13 protein-coding genes are annotated in these 15,873 nt (G+C 64.8%); 2 read left to right on the top strand and 11 right to left on the bottom strand.

The genetic code is table 11. The features are described 5' to 3' along the window. Window positions 1-28: 28 nt before the first annotated feature. The 3 genes from RPC_RS10085 to RPC_RS26120 form a co-directional block, all read right to left on the bottom strand. Window positions 29-1,423, bottom strand: a complete 1,395-nt coding sequence (locus RPC_RS10085) for a flagellar hook protein FlgE (protein ID WP_011472469.1) — start codon at window positions 1,421-1,423, stop codon at window positions 29-31. Window positions 1,424-1,650: 227 nt separating this feature from the next. Next, on the bottom strand, window positions 1,651-3,369 hold the full coding sequence (locus tag RPC_RS10080; protein ID WP_011472468.1) for a flagellin: 1,719 nt from the start codon (window positions 3,367-3,369) through the stop codon (window positions 1,651-1,653). A gap of 196 nt (window positions 3,370-3,565) precedes the next feature. After that, entirely contained in the window at window positions 3,566-3,727 is a 162-nt protein-coding gene (locus RPC_RS26120; RefSeq protein WP_157043173.1) for a hypothetical protein, read from the bottom strand. A gap of 304 nt (window positions 3,728-4,031) precedes the next feature. Here RPC_RS26120 and RPC_RS10075 point away from each other — a divergent pair, with 304 nt between their 5' ends. Further along, window positions 4,032-5,072, top strand: a complete 1,041-nt coding sequence (locus tag RPC_RS10075; protein ID WP_011471442.1) for an IS110 family transposase — start codon at window positions 4,032-4,034, stop codon at window positions 5,070-5,072. A gap of 809 nt (window positions 5,073-5,881) precedes the next feature. Further along, complete coding sequence (locus RPC_RS10070; RefSeq protein ID WP_049766196.1) at window positions 5,882-7,300, top strand: sigma-54-dependent Fis family transcriptional regulator; 1,419 nt, start codon at window positions 5,882-5,884, stop codon at window positions 7,298-7,300. An 88-nt stretch (window positions 7,301-7,388) separates the two neighbouring features. On the opposite strand, the gene RPC_RS10065 is transcribed toward RPC_RS10070, so the two are convergent. The 8 genes from RPC_RS10065 to RPC_RS10030 form a co-directional block, all read right to left on the bottom strand. Then, window positions 7,389-8,381: a CBS domain-containing protein gene (locus tag RPC_RS10065; protein WP_011472466.1), complete on the bottom strand. Its 993-nt coding sequence runs from the start codon at window positions 8,379-8,381 to the stop codon at window positions 7,389-7,391. Window positions 8,382-8,386: 5 nt separating this feature from the next. Next, window positions 8,387-8,572 (bottom strand): hypothetical protein, encoded by a 186-nt coding sequence (locus RPC_RS10060; protein WP_157043171.1) that lies wholly within the window; start codon window positions 8,570-8,572, stop codon window positions 8,387-8,389. 11 nt (window positions 8,573-8,583) lie between these two features. Continuing rightward, the gene (gene pta, locus RPC_RS10055; RefSeq protein WP_011472465.1) at window positions 8,584-10,719 is read right to left on the bottom strand and encodes a phosphate acetyltransferase; all 2,136 of its coding nucleotides are present in this window, start codon (window positions 10,717-10,719) and stop codon (window positions 8,584-8,586) included. A 23-nt stretch (window positions 10,720-10,742) separates the two neighbouring features. After that, window positions 10,743-11,987 carry an acetate/propionate family kinase gene (locus RPC_RS10050; RefSeq protein WP_011472464.1) on the bottom strand — a complete coding sequence of 415 codons (1,245 nt, stop codon included), beginning with the start codon at window positions 11,985-11,987 and terminating at the stop codon, window positions 10,743-10,745. 218 nt (window positions 11,988-12,205) lie between these two features. Then, window positions 12,206-13,378 (bottom strand): acetyl-CoA C-acetyltransferase, encoded by a 1,173-nt coding sequence (locus RPC_RS10045; RefSeq protein WP_011472463.1) that lies wholly within the window; start codon window positions 13,376-13,378, stop codon window positions 12,206-12,208. A 132-nt stretch (window positions 13,379-13,510) separates the two neighbouring features. Continuing rightward, a complete protein-coding gene (locus tag RPC_RS10040; RefSeq protein WP_011472462.1) occupies window positions 13,511-14,230 on the bottom strand; it encodes a 3-oxoacid CoA-transferase subunit B in 720 nt (239 codons plus the stop codon). Beyond that, window positions 14,223-14,885, bottom strand: coding sequence for a CoA transferase subunit A (locus RPC_RS10035; protein ID WP_011472461.1), 663 nt, complete (start codon window positions 14,883-14,885; stop codon window positions 14,223-14,225). The genes RPC_RS10040 and RPC_RS10035 overlap by 8 nt, the downstream gene beginning before the upstream one ends. Beyond that, window positions 14,882-15,862: a 3-keto-5-aminohexanoate cleavage protein gene (locus RPC_RS10030; protein ID WP_011472460.1), complete on the bottom strand. Its 981-nt coding sequence runs from the start codon at window positions 15,860-15,862 to the stop codon at window positions 14,882-14,884. The genes RPC_RS10035 and RPC_RS10030 overlap by 4 nt, the downstream gene beginning before the upstream one ends. Window positions 15,863-15,873: the final 11 nt, after the last annotated feature.

The following is a 15,873-nucleotide window of genomic DNA, read 5'->3' as shown; positions in this document are numbered from 1 at the left end:
ATCTCTCCTGGCTCATGTGCCCGGGCCATCAGCGAACTGCATTGAGCAGATCCGCCATCATCTGGTTCGCGGTCGTCATGACCTTCACGTTCGCGGAGTAAGCCTGCTGCGTTGCCACCAGTTTCGAGAACTGCCCCGCGACGTCTGAATTGGAGCCCTCGATGTTGCCTCCAACGATGGTTCCACCGTTGAGGCCCGCGAGCGGCGCGCCGGAATCGCGAGACTGCTCGTAGTTGCCGCCGGACGTCGGTCGCAGGCCATTGGGATTCATGAAGTTGACGACGCCTGCCGTTGCGACGGAGGCTGTCATCTCATTGGAGAACGAGCCGACGATCGTGCCATCCCCGCTGACGGAAAGGCTTTTCAGGCTTCCCGACGCGTAGCCGTCCTGTGCCAGCGCGTTGGTCGTCACGGTGCCGGCGGAGGCGGCATTTTGAGTGAGCCCGCTGCTGCCGAGATTCATCGTGATGTCGCCGACGCTCACACCATCGACGGCGACTTGCGGGATCTTGAGAGAGACGGCTCCGCTGCTTGATACGGTTGCATGGGCCGGCGGTACGAGCTTTCCGGCGGAGTCGAACGAGAAGGCCGATCCGACATTGACCCAGTCGCTGTCCTTGGCGGCAGTCGAGCTCGACGCATAGAACAGATTCCAGATCGCGTTCTTCGGCGGCGTCGCCGTGGCTGCGGCGTCCTGCACCTTGGCCCAGCGCGTCGACAGCGACGCCGGGCTTCCTCCGGCCATATACATCGTCAGCGACGGGCCCATCAGCGACTTATCGAGGAAGGCCGGCACCTGCGCTGCCCCGACCACCTTCTTGGTGAGGTCCGGTGCTGTCAGTGTCGGGTCAATGACAACAGCGCTCGCGACCGTGTAAGGCGATGAATCGCCGCCGACCGAAGCCGTCGTCGTCGGCACCTTCGGCAGGTTGGCTGCGTAGTCGATCCGCGTGGTCTGCCGCCCGGGCAAGGTGGTATTGGCGATCTTGATCAGACCGGAAGACGTTACTCGGCCTGACACGGGATCGAGATTGTTGCCGAGTAGATAACCGCCAGTTCCGTTGACCAGATACCCTTGTTTATCGACCGCGAAGTCACCGCGGCGGGTGTACACGGATTGTGCGGAGCCGGACTCCCGCTGCATGACGGTGAAGAAGCCCGAGCCATTGATCGCCATGTTGGTGCCGACGCCAGTGGCGGTCAGAGGGCCTTGCACGGACGTTGTGAACCTTGCCTCTGCAAGGACAGGTCCCGCCAGGGTACGCTTGGGACCCTGATTGGAGACGAGATCCGCGAAGCTGGTATCGATCCGCTTGAACCCTGGTGTATGCGCGTTCGCTATGTTCCCTGAGATGTTGCCGATGGCATAGGACTGCGCGGCCATTCCACTGATTGCCGTGTTGATTGCGGCGGTGATGCTCATTGTCTTGCCTTGTCGTAGGGGGGATGAATTGGTTCGCGTGCCTGCGCAATGCCGTCTCGTGGTGACGCGGGTTGGGACTTGACGGAGCTACTCCCATTCGGAGGAATCGCTGGCGCGGCACAAAGCTCGCCGCGCCAGTGGCTCCAAATGGACTTCTGCGATGCCCCGTTCTGGGGCCGCAGAGGCCGAGCTGCCCGCTCCCTCCTCGAACTACTTCTGAAGACGTACTAGCCTCGCAGCAGCTGCAGGATGCTCTGCTGCGATTGGTTGGCGAGCGACAGCGCGGAGATCGAGAGCGAGTTGCGTAGCGACAGCGCCTGCTGGTTCGCTGTCTCCTCGTTCAGATCGGCCCTGGTGAGATCGGATGCACCCTTGTCGAGGATGTTCATCATGTGCTTGGTGAAGTTCTGCCGGTTCTGCACCACCGTCAGATTCGAGCCGAACGTCGAGGCCTGGCTTCGCAGCGTCGAGGCAGCATTCGTCAACTGACTGGTTGCTGTCTTGATTTCCTCGTTCGACGCAAAATTGCCGGTCACCTGCGTGATCCCGAGACCCATGGCGTCGAACTTCACACCCTTGATTTCGAGGAAGCTCGAATCCTTCTCGTTGAATTGCAGGTGCAGAGTGTTCTCCTTCGGATCGCTGCCCGTGCGATACAGAAGGTTCATGCCCTGATAGCGGGCATCCTGTGCGGTCTGCGAGATCTGCGTCAGCAGGTCGTTGAACTGCTGCGCCAACACGGCGCGTTGATTGTTGCCGTTGGCAGCCGTCGCGCCTGCGCCGGCCGCTGTTCTGGCCTTGGTGGTGTCACCGCCAATACCGAAGCCGATATCCTTGGTGCTGGTCGAGGCCGAGGTGACCGTGATCTTCTGATCACCGCCCGCCGCCGTGGTGCGTAGCGAGACCGTGCCGGCGACGTTGTCGTAGGTGGCCACGACCTTGCCCGAAATTCCGGTGTCGGATTTGAGCTGGTTGTTGATGGCGGTCGCGATATCCTGCGCCTTCAGCGTGGCCACGCCGAGACTCGCATCAGCGGTCTTGTTGAGGTTGATGGTCTTGGTAAGCCCGTTTCCGAGCTGCACGGAGATGGAGGCGTCGCCGCTCGTGAGATCGAAGTTACTTGCCGCACCAAGCGCGGTGATGGTCGCCCCCGAGACACTCGCCTTGGCCGAGCCGTCCGTCGAGTCGATGCCGGTCGCGGTGACGGTTGTACCGACGTTGGCGCCAAAGCCGACATCGACCGTGTTCCCGGTCAGGGTGGCGACCTTCAGCGCCGCATCGGTCCCAGTCATCGTCGATGTGAAGGTCAGCCGGCCGTCGGTCGTCAGCGAGGCGGCCGCAAAACCACCGGCCTGGCTAAGCTGCTGATTGATCTGGGACACGATCTCGGTCGAGGTGACCTTCGAGAGGTCCTTGACATTCTGAGCCAGGCGGTTGCGATCCAGCGTTACGGTCGCGGCATTTCCAAAGCCGTCCGTGACACTGAAGATCGAAGCGGCCGCGGTGCCGTTGGCGCCGCTGTAGTCGTGGGTACCGTCGGCCGCGGCCCCGGTGCCGCTCGAGCCCGTCGCAAGCAGCGACTTTCCATTGGCGGCAGCCACCACGGCTCCTGTCGCCGTCGATCCGGCCGATGTGTTCTGCACAGCGAGCGCCTGCTGCGCGGCGCTCTTGGCGGCGTCGATCAGGCCCTGGATTCGGGTGATGCCTTGGTTGGCGGCCTGGACGGTCTGAACGCCATTGGCGATGCCGTCCATCAGGTTGAGAAGGTCGGCCGAGCGCGCGCTGAGGCCTTGCGCGGCAAAGTAGTTGACCGGGTTGTCGAGCGCCGAATTGACCTTCTTTTGGGTCGAGAGCCGGCTCTGCGTGGTTGCCAGCAATTCCGCCGTATCCTGCAGCGAGAGCAGATTCTGGCGTGTGGCGGAGGACAAGGTGATGTCGGAGGGCATAGACGAGATTCCTTCTGGTTCTCATCGCATTCATGATGCGACAAGTAGAAGGCTACGTCCGATAGAGTTTAACGCATGGAAACCATTGACTGTTCTACAGTTGAATGATGGGACTATTCGTCCTGAATATGGTACTTTGCGTACTAGAACGTTCACGCCATATATATTACTTGCCCGCCCCCTTCATTTTCTCGATCTATTCTTTGTCGTGACTGTCGATCACAGCCGCGGTCAGCACGCGGTGGTTGACCAGCGCGCCGGCGCGCGGGAGCCAATGCGATCCGGAGTGGCGGAGGAACTGGTCGGCGGCCTGGTCGCGGAACAGCTCCATGGCGTTGCGGCGCTCGATCAGGGTCATGCCTCGGCGGTGAGGCGTCCAGTTCGACCGATGGGGAAGTGGGCACGACCATCGGGCGATCGAAGAGCGCCAGTCTGAACTTCCTCGACGAGACTTGGGCAGCTTCGTCTTCCAGAATTAGAGCATTTTCGGTGAGGATTGAATCATCCAACCAATGTCGGCGTCATTCCGGATTGCGAGTTCGAAGAACGAACAAGTCCGGAATCTCTACTCCCTGCGGTGGTTATGATGGTGTGGACGGCCCCCTACGGCATCGCTTTGTGCCAGAATGAGGTTGTCGCAAACTCAAACATGGGAGCCGTCCATGGAGCAGATTATCCGCATTGGGATGGATACGTCGAAGCATTTTTTCCAGCTGCACGGGGTCGATGCCGCCGAGAAGCCGGTGCTGCGCAAGAAGCTGCGGCGCAAGGAGATGCTGGCGTTCTTCGCCAAGCTGCCGCCGACGCCGATCGGGATCGAGGCCTGCGGTGCGGCGCACTACCTGGCGCGGGAGCTGGGCAAACTCGGCCACGTGGTGAAGCTGTTGGCGCCGCAGCACGTCAAGCCTTACGTCAAGCGCAACAAGAACGACGGGCGCGACGCCGAGGCGTTGTGCGAGGCGATGAGCCGGCCGACGATGGAGTTCGTGCCGGTGAAGACCGCGGAGCAGCAGGCGGCGCTGATGCTGATGGGACTGCGGCAGCAGCTGATCGCAAGGCGTACCCAGCTGAGCAATGCGATTCGCGGTTATGCCGCGGAATTCGGCCTGATCTCGCCGAGAGGTCTCGACAAGATCGAGCCGCTGCTGTTGCGGATCGCGCAGGACGACACCGTGCCGACGCTGGCGCGCGAGCTGTTCGCGCTGCAGGGCCAGGACTACGCGCGACTGCAGAATGAGCTGAAGGTGATCGACGCCAAGCTGTTGGCCTGGCATCGCGCCGACGCCTGCAGCCGGCGGCTGGCGCAGATTCCCGGAGTAGGACCGATCGGCGCCAGTGCGCTGGTGATGAAAACGCCGGTGCCGCAGACCTTCGCCTCGGCCAGGGCCTTTGCGGCCTGGCTCGGCTTGACGCCGAAGGATCATTCCACCGCCGGCAAGCTTCGGCTCGGCACCATCACCCGCGCCGGCGATGAACTGCTACGCAGCCTGTTGGTGGCGGGAGCGACCGCGGTGATCCAGCAGGTGCGCCGTGGCCGCGGCCGGGCGTCGCCGTGGTTGCTGGCGCTGCTGGCGCGCAAGCCGCCCAAGCTCGCGGCGGTAGCGCTCGCCAACAAGATCGCCCGGATCGCCTGGAAGCTGATGCTGACCGGAGAAAATTACGACGGCGCGCGGATGCTGAACGCATCGCCGCACGCCGCCTGAGAGATCGGCCGGCAGGCATTCGCCCGCCGGCCGGGCCGGAGCTGCAAGAGGAGACAGATGGCGCGATCGATCGATCCGAGAGGCGAGACAGTCCGTGGAATCCATTGGCACGTAAAGGTCGTGACTATGTGTGGAGCTCGCGTCGCGGAAACCATCTTGGCCAGCGGTCCAAAGCGACCGCATCAACAGGCCGGACATATGGATGCAAGCGATCCGATCCGACATCAAAAACTCTTGTGGCTCGGGGGCCGTCCACATATGGATTCCGGGCTCACTCGCAGCTGACGCTGCTCGTGCCCCGGAATGACGGCCCGGACTCTTGAACCGCATCAATCCGAACCGAAAATGCTCTAGAGCGAGACCGCCTTATCAAGTTTGGAAAAGAACGCGCGCTTGACGGTGCAGGCCCCGTCACCGTTGGCATCGATCTAGGATACATCAAGACGATCCCATCCCATGCGGTCGCCGTGCATGGCGCCATCGTTTCAACTAAACAGATAGATCTCGCCCGCATTGCGCGCGGGCGCCTGGGATTTGTCGGCAAAGAGGCGATCAGCGCGATCGTCGTCCTACAACATTTACGTCGACGGCCCCCCAAGGAACGCGGGCGATTTGCGCTGCCGCGGTCTCGGCCAGCCGGGGCGTAGCCTCAGGGCGCACGATATGAGTTCTGCCGCTCGCTCGCGGCGTTGATCCAACGCAAGGCGTCCAGACCAATTCAGGACAGAACTGCGGCGGGCTTTGAAGGGGATTCAGGCATGCTATGCGCACGGAACGAACAATTCGCCGCGGCACGCGATCTGTTGGAGATGATCGACGAAATGATCGATGGGGCCCTCCTGATAGACCAGGACTCCCGCATCGTCTGGCTTAACGAGAAGCACGTCTGGTTCAGCCCAAAGCAGATGACCTTGTTGGGGCTCGGACCCGACGCCTGCGCCAAGGCGGTCGGCAAGCCTGTGGAGAGCCTCATCCCGCACAGCCGCATGCGCGAAGTTGTGGAAACCGGGCGCTCTATTCCACTCGATGTCATAAAGTATGGCGAGCACACGCTTCTGGTGAGCCGGCTGCCGTTACGGGATCAAACCGGGGCCGTCATCGGCGCGATTTCTTTCTCTCTCAAGAACAGCGTCACACTGCTTCGGCCGATCGCGGATCGCTTCAACAAGCTGCAATCGCGTCTGGTCCTTATGGAGAAGAAGCTCGCGGCCGCCCGCACATCGAAATACACGGTGGAGAATCTTGTGGGCTTCAGTCCCGCCATGCTCCGGTTGAAACGGCTGATCCGAAAAGGCGGCCAGATCAACTCGTCCGCCCTTCTGTTGGGCGAAACCGGGACTGGTAAGGAGCTGGCGGCGCATGCCATCCATGCGGCTTCGGATCGGGTGAATGGCCCCTTCGTCGGCCTCAACGTTGCTGCCATTCCCGAGAACCTGCTCGAGGCGGAATGCTTCGGCGTCGCGCCCGGAGCCTATACGGGTGCCAGCCATCAGCCGCGTCCCGGCAAATTCCAGTTGGCGCATGGCGGCACGCTGTTCCTTGACGAGATCGGCGACATGCCGTTGTCCTTGCAGGTCAAGCTGCTGCGCGTGCTGCAGGAGCGCGAGGTCGAGCCGCTCGGGTCCAATCAGGTGGTGAAGGTCGACGTCCGTATTATCGCGGCAACAAGTCGGGCGCTCCCGGAAATGATCAAGGAAGGCAAATTCCGCGCCGATCTGTTCTACCGTCTCAACGTCTTTCCGGTTCACCTGCCTCCGCTGCGGGACCGTAAGGAGGATCTGGAGATCCTCGCCTCGCTGTTTTCAGAACGGACCGCAGCCACTTTCGACCAGCCGATGCGCAACGTCACGCCGCAAGCGTTGGAGTTGCTGCACGCCCACGACTGGCCCGGAAACGTGCGCGAATTGGCCAATGTCATCGAGCAAGTCTATGCGCGCACCGATGGGGATCAAATTACGGCCGACGACTTCGCCGAGATTCTTCCGCAAATCGCCCCCCGTCTCGCTGCGCCGAGCCGGAAACGCCCGCTGGCCGAAGCGGTCGATGAGTACGAGCGCTCGCTCATCCTGACCGCGCTCACCGAGGCGAAAGGCAACAAGCTGGAAACTGCGCGGAAGCTCGGACTGGCACGCACCAATCTGTATGCGAAGATGAGCAGGCACAACATCTCGCTCGATACGCAATATGGTGTTGCCGCGGAAGCTGAACAGCGAGAGCTGGGGGCCTGACTCCCCCTGCTTAGTTCGACTGGCCTAGTGCCGGACTGCTACCGCGTCTTCAGGCCGGAAGCCGCGATAGGACGGCGGGCGATCCCGATCAGCGACCCCATCGCAGGGTGAGACCCGCATCGCCGGGAAAGCCGTTGGGGAAGTCGAGGATCTGGGCGGTGAGCCCGAATCCCTGTGGCTTCAAGTCCTGCTGCCAGCGTGCGAACACGTCGGCCGCCTCCCCGATCAAGGTCTCGGGCCAGCTCGGATCCATGGCATTGATGGCGCGCCCGCGATCGCTGCACAGCTCGGACGGAAACCGGATCAGCAGGAATTCGCGCAGCCCGAGCTTGGCCGCGCGCCGCGCCCCCTCGATCGCGGTGTGCCAGGCCGCCTCGCTGAGCGTCTTCTGCTGCAGCTCTGATACCAGCGCGCGCCGCGTCTCGCCCGCCAGTCGCTCGGCGGCGGCGCGTTGCGCGCGTTCGGAGTCCTCCGCGGTTGCGACAAGAAGGTCGAATTCGTGGGCGCTGGGCCGCTCTGCAACTTCGGAGGCCGAAGGATTTGGCGCCGGCAGCGGCGCGGCGGCGCGGGCCGGCGGGGCGATCGAGGATGTCTGTTCGAACGGCACGCGCGGCGGCGGCGCGGACGGAACGGTCGCGGCGAAATACGCCCGCACCAGGTCGCTCCGCGACACCACGCCGACCAGGCGACCGTCACGGGTGACGAAGACCCGTTTGATCCGATGTTCGGTAATCAGGCGCGCGACTTCGGCGATGGGCGTCGCCTCCGGGACGGCGATCAGCGGCCGATGCATGATCTCAGCGGCGCTTCGGTTGGCTGGATCGACGGATTGCAGGTACTCGGCCGCCAGAGGTTGTCCTTCCGCCAGTCGCGACAGCCATTGATCGCGTTTGGCGATGCGGTCGCTGGTGCGCTGGCCGACGAGATCCCATTCGCTGACGACGCCGATCGGAGCGCCGTCGCCGTCGACGACAGGCACGGCACTGACGCGCGACGCGAGCAGTACGCGCGCAACATCGGCTGAGGATGAACTTAGTCCCACGACGGAAACTCCGGCCGTCATCACATCACGAGCAAGCATCTTCGTCACTCCATGCAGCGCCGCAACCGCGGGCGGGGATCACCTTGGTCGTGCAGCGCCATTTTCGAGCGCACGTCCACGTCACTATCGGGCAAGTACGGATCGCGCAGGCTGAGCTGGAGCTTGGCATCTGCGTCCATCCACGAGCCGAGCTTGCCTTGACCTCCTCGCGATCCGGCGCCGTCGCGCATCGGCTCGCTCCTCACTCTGCCGCCGCGGCCAACTTGCCGCCGGCGTCGCGGGCGGCGGCTTGGATCGCGGTGAGCGCGATGGTGTAGACGATGTCGTCGACCAGGGCGCCGCGCGACAGGTCGTTGACCGGCTTGCGCAGCCCCTGCAGCATCGGGCCGACCGAGATGACGTTGGCCGAGCGCTGCACCGCCTTGTAGGTGGTGTTGCCGGTGTTGAGGTCGGGGAAGATGAAGACGTTGGCGCGGCCGTCGAGCGGGCCGCCCGGCGCCTTCTGCCGGCCGACGCTTTCCACCGTGGCGGCGTCGTATTGGATCGGGCCGTCGACGATCAGATCCGGGCGCAGCGCCCGCACCTTGTCGGTGGCGCGGCGCACCTTGTCGACGTCCTCGCCGGCGCCGGACGCGCCGGTCGAGTAGGAGATCATGGCCACCCGCGGCTCGATGCCGAACGCGGCGGCGGAGTCGGCCGACTGAATCGCGATCTCGGCGAGTTCGTCGGCGGTCGGATCCGGGTTGATCGCGCAATCGCCATAGACCAGCACCTGATCCGGCATCAGCATGAAGAACACGCTGGAGACGATGCTGGAGCCCGGCGCGGTCTTGATCAGCTGCAGCGCCGGACGCACCGTCGAGGCGGTGGTGTGAATGGCGCCGGACACCAGTCCGTCGACATCGTTTTGCGCCAGCATCATGGTGCCGAGCACCACGGCATCTTCCAGCATGATCTCGGCCTGCAGTTTGGTCAGGCCCTTGGCTTTGCGAAGCTCGACCAGCGGCGCGACGTAGCGGCTGCGTTGCTGTTCGGCATCGACAATCTCGACGCTGTCCGGCAGGTCGATGCCGTGCGCCGCCGCGACCTCGCGGATGCGCTCCGGCGCGCCGAGCAGGATGCAGTGGGCGATGCGTTTCTCCGCGCAGATCGCGGCGGCGCGAATGGTGCGCGGCTCCTCGCCTTCGGGCAGCACGATCCGACGGATGGCGGCGCGGGCCCGCTCGACGAGACGATGCCGGAACACCGGCGGCGGCATCAAGCCGTCGACCGGCAGGTTGAGACGATCCGCCAGCGGCGCGGTGTCGACCTGCTCGGCGATGAACGAGATCACCCGCTCCATGCGGTCGGCATCGGCGCGGTTGACGTGCGCCGACAGGTTGGCGAGCTTCGAGGCGGTGATAAACGTATCATCTTCGGTGCAGAGCAGCGCCAGCCGATCGAGCGGCGCCGCCGCCAGCACCGCCGCCACCTCGGGCGCCGGACGCCCGCCGCAGGTGAACACGAAGCCGGCCAGCGGCATGCCGCGTTGCGCCACCAACGCGGCCGCAAGGATTGCGTCGCTGCGATCGGCCGGCGTCACCACCAGAGTTCCGGGCCGCAGATCGCCGAACAGCTTTTCCGCCGAGCGCGCGGCGACTACCACGGTCTGCACCCGCGAGCTCTCGATGTCGCCGCGGTTGAGGATGCTCAGCCCAAGATCATCGGCGATGTCGATCAATCGCGGCGCCCGCAGATGCGCGGCGTTCGGCACCGCGGCGAGGATTCGAACCGGCGTGGAGTAGCCCTTCAGCGTCAGCGCGCCGAGCGCGGACAACGCCGTCGCCGCCGCGGCATCGGCGCAGCGGTTGATCAACAGGCCCGCGATCGGCCGACGGCCATCGTCGCCATATTGCTCGGCGGCGGCGGCGGCCTTCGCGGCCAGCGCCGCCGCACTGTGCGCGCCGCCGGCCAACACCGGAATGAGATCGGCGCCGAGCGAGCGGATGATCTCGATGTTCAACCTCGTCGCGATCTGGAAATCGACGTTGGGAATGAGACCCTCGACGATCACCACGTCGCAGTCGGCGCGCACCGTGTCGACCATCGACACCACTTCTTCCATCAGCCCGCCGAGCTGGCCGGAGCGCACCATCTCGGCGGCGTGATCGATCGAAATTGGATCCGGCGCGGAGGCCCCGCACAAGGTGCGGGCAAAATGCGCCGCAAGGTCCAGATCACCGGAGCGGACCTCGGGCTGCACGATCGGCTTGACGAACCCGACCCGTAGGCCGGTGAGGTGCAGGGCCCTGACCAGACCGAGCGTCACGGAGGTGAGCCCGGCATCGCGGGACACCGGGACAAGATAGAAAGTACGATGGCGCGACGGCGTATTCATGAGGTTCTTCCGGCGATGGTGGATCAGGCGAAGTGAAGGTCGTGGGGCTGCGCCGGAGCGCTTGCCGAGGGAAAGATGCCGACCAGGGTCGCGGCGTCGTTGGCGATCAGGCCTTCTTCATCGGTGGGGATGACCACGGCGGTCGGCCGCCGGCTGCGGCTGATCCGGCCGGAACGGCCGCCGAACATCCGCTCGTTGGCCTCGCGGTTCAGCGTGAAGCCGAACACTCGCAGGCTCTCGATGGTCTTGGCGCGGATCAGCGCCGAGTTCTCGCCGATGCCGCCGGTGAACACCAAGGCGTCGAAATTATCCAGCGAGGCGGCGAGCCCGCCGATGTGGCGCGCCAGCCGGTGCACGAACACGTCGAGCGCCAGGATGGCGCCGGCGTGGCCGGATTTGGCGGCCTGCTCCAGCGTGCGGCAGTCGCTCGACAGTTCGGAAATGCCGAGCAGCCCGCTTTCTTTATTGAGCATGGCGTCGACCTCGTCGAGGCTCAGCCGCGCGGTGCGGGCGATATGCGCCACCGCGCCGAAGTCGATGTCGCCGCAGCGGGTGCCCATCACCAGGCCCTCGATCGGGGTCATCCCCATGGTGGTGTCGACGCTCTCGCCGTTGCTGACCGCGGTCGCCGAGGCGCCGTTGCCGAGATGCGCGATGACGATGCCATGATCCTGCGGATCGAGCCGCAGCAGCTCGACCGCCTGGCGGGCGACGTAGCGATGCGAGGTGCCGTGGAAGCCGTAACGCCGCACGCCGAAGTCGCGATAGAGGTGCTGCGGGATCGCGTAGGTGAATGCCGCGCACGGCATGGTCTGATGGAACGCGGTGTCGAACACCACCACCTGCGGCACCGACGGCAACCCTTGCGAGCAGGCGCGGATGCCGAGCAGATTGGCCGGGCCGTGCAGCGGCGCCAGCGCCGACACCGCCTCGATGTCGGCGAGAACTTCCGGCGTCACCAAAGCGGACGCGGTGAAGCGCTCGCCGCCGTGCACGACGCGATGCCCGACCACGACGATGCGATCGAGCAGGCTTTGCTCGTCGAGATAACGCAGGATCGCCGCCAGCGCCGCGTCATGGGCGCCGCCGTGCAGCGAATTGCTGGTCTTGGTCTCGCCGGACTTGATCACCAGCCTCGCCTCGGCAAGCCCGAGACATTCCGCCAAACCGCTCGCCAGCGGCGCGCCGCCGAGCGCGGGAATCACCGCGAATTTGAGCGACGAGGATCCGCAATTGATCACCAGGACGAGTTGCGACGTATAGGACATGTGGATTCCATGTTGCTGATAGCGACAAACGACGTCGGCCGACGGCCGAAACCAGGCGCGACAAAGCGATCGCGGACTACTGGTCGTTCCGCGTGACTAATCGATCCAAAATCCCGCGATTTTGGCGTCCGCAGGTGGCGACGCGGAGCCGGTCTGTGACCGGCGCGGGCGGAGTAATTGCTCGGCAGGCCGCGGCCTGCCGAGCAATTGCGGCCGCTCTAGCGTTCGACGCAGAGCGCGACGCCCATGCCGCCGCCGATGCAAAGCGTGGCAAGCCCCTTCTTGGCATCGCGCTTTTGCATTTCGTGCAGCAGCGTGACCAGGATGCGGGCGCCGGATGCGCCGATCGGATGGCCGAGCGCGATCGCCCCGCCATTGACGTTGACCCGCTCCGGATCCCAGCCCATCTCCTTGTTCACCGCCAGCGCCTGCGCGGCGAAGGCCTCGTTGGCTTCGATGAGATCCAGCGCATCGACGCTCCAGCCGGCCTTGCGCAGCGCGAGGCGGCTGGCCGGGATCGGGCCGGTGCCCATGATGGCGGGATCGACGCCGGCCGTGGCCCAGGACGCGATGCGAGCCAGCGGCACCAGACCGCGACGCACCGCATCCTGTTCCCGCATCAGCACCAGCGCGGCGGCGCCGTCATTGAGACCGGAGGCGTTGCCGGCGGTCACCGTGCCGTCCTTGGCGAAAGCCGGGCGCAACTTGGCCAGGGTCTCCGCCGTGGTACCAGGCTTCGGATGTTCGTCGCTGTCGACCACCACGTCGCCCTTGCGGGTCTTGACGGTGATGGCAACCAGTTCATCGCGGAACCGGCCGCCCTGCTGGGCGGCGGCCGCCTTCTGCTGCGACTTCAAGGCGAACGCGTCCTGCGCCTCGCGGGTGAGGTTAAACGCCCGCGCGACGTTCTCTGCGGTGGTGCCCATGTGATAGTTGTTGAAGGCCTCCCACAACCCGTCCTTGATCATGGTGTCTTGCAGTTCGGCGTTGCCCATCTTGATGCCGCCGCGCAGCTGCACGAAATGCGGCGACAGGCTCATGCTTTCCTGACCGCCGACCACCATGATCTCGGCGTCGCCGGCCTGGATGGCCTGGGCGCCGAGCGCGACGCTGCGCAACCCGGAGCCGCAGACCTGGTTGATGCAGAACGCGCTGGATTCGGCGGGAATCCCGGCGGCGATCGCCGCCTGTCGCGCCGGGTTCTGCCCCTGCCCCGCGGTGAGCACGTGGCCGAGGATGACCTCGCTCACGTCGGCCGGTTCGGTGTTGGCGCGAAGCAGCACCTCGCGGATCACGGCGGCGCCGAGATCGTGGGCGGGAATGCTGGCGAGGCTGCCGTTGAAGGATCCGACCGCGGTGCGGGCGGCAGCGGCGATGACGATGTTACTCATGATGTGGTCCTTGAGGGCGATTCAGAAGAAGCAGTGGCCGATGAAGAACACCGGCAACGTAGCGGCCGTGCCCAGCCGCCATTGCCACCGCGCCGGCCGTCCGGTCGGCACCGGCAACAATGATATCAACGGTCAACGGACTTGCTCTGGCAGTGGGCTCGACAATGGCGCGACGTCGGCAACCTTGCCGCCGGTCTCCACATCGATCGGCATCGTTGGCACATAGACCGGAATGATCAGCTCAGCCTCGGTGGCAACGATGACCTGTTCGACGGTGACGCCGGGGGCGACCTCGCGGAGCAGCAGGCCGTCCGGGGTCGGCTCGATAACGGCGAGGTCGGTGACGATCAGATCGACCCGACGCACCGAGGTGACCGGCAGCGTGCAGCGCTTCAGGATCTTCGACTGACCCTTGGCGGAGTGCTGCATGGCGACGATCACCCGCTTGGCGCCCGACACCAGATCCATCGCGCCGCCCATGCCCGGCACCATCTTGCCCGGCACCATCCAGTTGGCGAGCTGACCCTGCTGGTCCACTTGCAGCCCGCCGAGGACGGTGACGTCGAGATGCCCGCCGCGAACCAGCCCGAACGACATCGCGCTGTCGAAGGCGGCCGCCCCCGGCACCGCGCCGATCGGGCCGCCGCCGGCGTCGGTGAGGTTGTCGTCCTCCAGTCCCTCCTCCGGCAATGCCTGGACGCCGATCAGGCCATTCTCCGACTGCAGGAACACCTCAACGTCATCGGGCAGATAGCGCGCCACCAGCGTGGGCAGGCCGATGCCCAGATTGACGAGCTCGCCGTCGTGTAGTTCCAGCGCCACACGCTTGGCGATGATGGTTTTCTCATCCATGACGACGCTCCTTGGCTACCAGGTGGTCCACGACGACGTTCGGCGTGACGACCGCGTCGGGCGAGATAACCCCGACCGGCACGATCTCATCGGCCTCGGCGATGACGGTCGTGGCCGCCATCGCCATCAGCGGGTTGAAGTTACGCGCGGTGAACGCGTATTCGAGGTTGCCGCCGTAGTCCGCACGCTTGGCCGCGACGAGGGCGAAATCGGCCCTGAGCGGCCTTTCCAGCAGGAAGGTCTGGCCGTCGACATCGACGGTCGCCTTGCCCTCCTCGACCAAGGTGCCGAGGCCGGTGAGGGTGAGGATGCCGCCGAGGCCAAAGCCGCCGGCGCGGATGCGTTCGGCCAGCGTTCCCTGCGGCACCAGTTCGACCTCGATCTCGCCGGCGATCATCTGCTTCTGGGTGTCCGGGTTGAGGCCGATGTGGCTGGCGATGACACGCGAGACAAGTCGCTCGCTGACCAGCTTCCCGATGCCAACATTGGGCCGCCCGGTGTCGTTGGTGATGATGGTCAGCTCACTCTTGCGCTGCCGCACCAACTCGTCGATCAGCCGCAGCGGCGCGCCGATGCCGGTGAAGCCGCCGATCATCAGCACGGCGCCTTCCGGAATGCGTTCGACCGCATCGGATAACGCGATGACTTTTCTCATAGCTGCCCCCCTTTGCCGCCGGCGACCTTGCGCTGCGCGTTGGAGCGGGCCGCCCAGCCCACTTCCGCCTGCCCCTTCAGACCAAGGATCTGACGGGCTTCCGCGGGGCTCGCGATCTCGAAGTTCAATTCCTTGGCGATGCGGATGATCTTCTCGACCTGCTCGGCGCTACTCTTCGCCAGCTGGCCGGGTCCGATGTAGAGATTGTCCTCCAGCCCGACACGGACGTTGCCGCCCAGCGTCATGGCCAAAGTGAGCAGCGGCATTTGATTCCGGCCGGCGGCGCAGCACGACCACACGAAGTTTTCCGCACCGATCAGCTTCTGCGCGGTATCGACCAGGAACAGCAGATTCGCAGGCGTCGCCGGCATGCCGCCCAGGATGCCCATCACGAACTGCAGATAGACCGGAGTCTTCAGCGCGCCGGTGTCGATCAGGTACTTAATGTTATTGATCATGCCGACGTCATAGACTTCGAGCTCCGGTTTGGTGCCGACCGCCTGCATGCCGGCAGAGAACACCTTGAGGCTCTTGAACGTGTTCGGAAACACCAGGTCTTCGGTGGATTTCAGGTAAGGGATCTCCCAGTCGAATTTCGGCTGCTTGATCTTGTCGGCCAGCGGGTGGATCGCGAAGTTCATCGAGCCCGCATTGAGCGACGCCAATTCCGGTCGCAGGATGTTGACCGGCTTCAACCGTTCTTCCGAAGACATGCCGAGTCCGCCGCCGGTGGTGATGCAGATCGCGGCATCGCATTGCTGATCGATAGCGCTGACGATGTCCTCGAACACCTGGACGTCGCTGCTTGGGCGACTGTCCTTGGGATCGCGGGCGTGGATGTGAACCACCGCCGCGCCGGCGGCGGCGGCGCCGACCGCCTGTTCGATGACCGTTGCCGGGGTGTGGGGGAAATAAGGCGACAGGCTGGGGACGTGGACGCCGCCCGTGATCGCTGCAGTGATGACCAGCTTACTCATAGTCTTTCTCC

This window comes from Rhodopseudomonas palustris BisB18, from assembly GCF_000013745.1.
In the GTDB taxonomy this organism is placed as follows: domain Bacteria; phylum Pseudomonadota; class Alphaproteobacteria; order Rhizobiales; family Xanthobacteraceae; genus Rhodopseudomonas_A; species Rhodopseudomonas_A palustris_F.
This window is presented reverse-complemented; position numbering and strand designations above follow the sequence as displayed.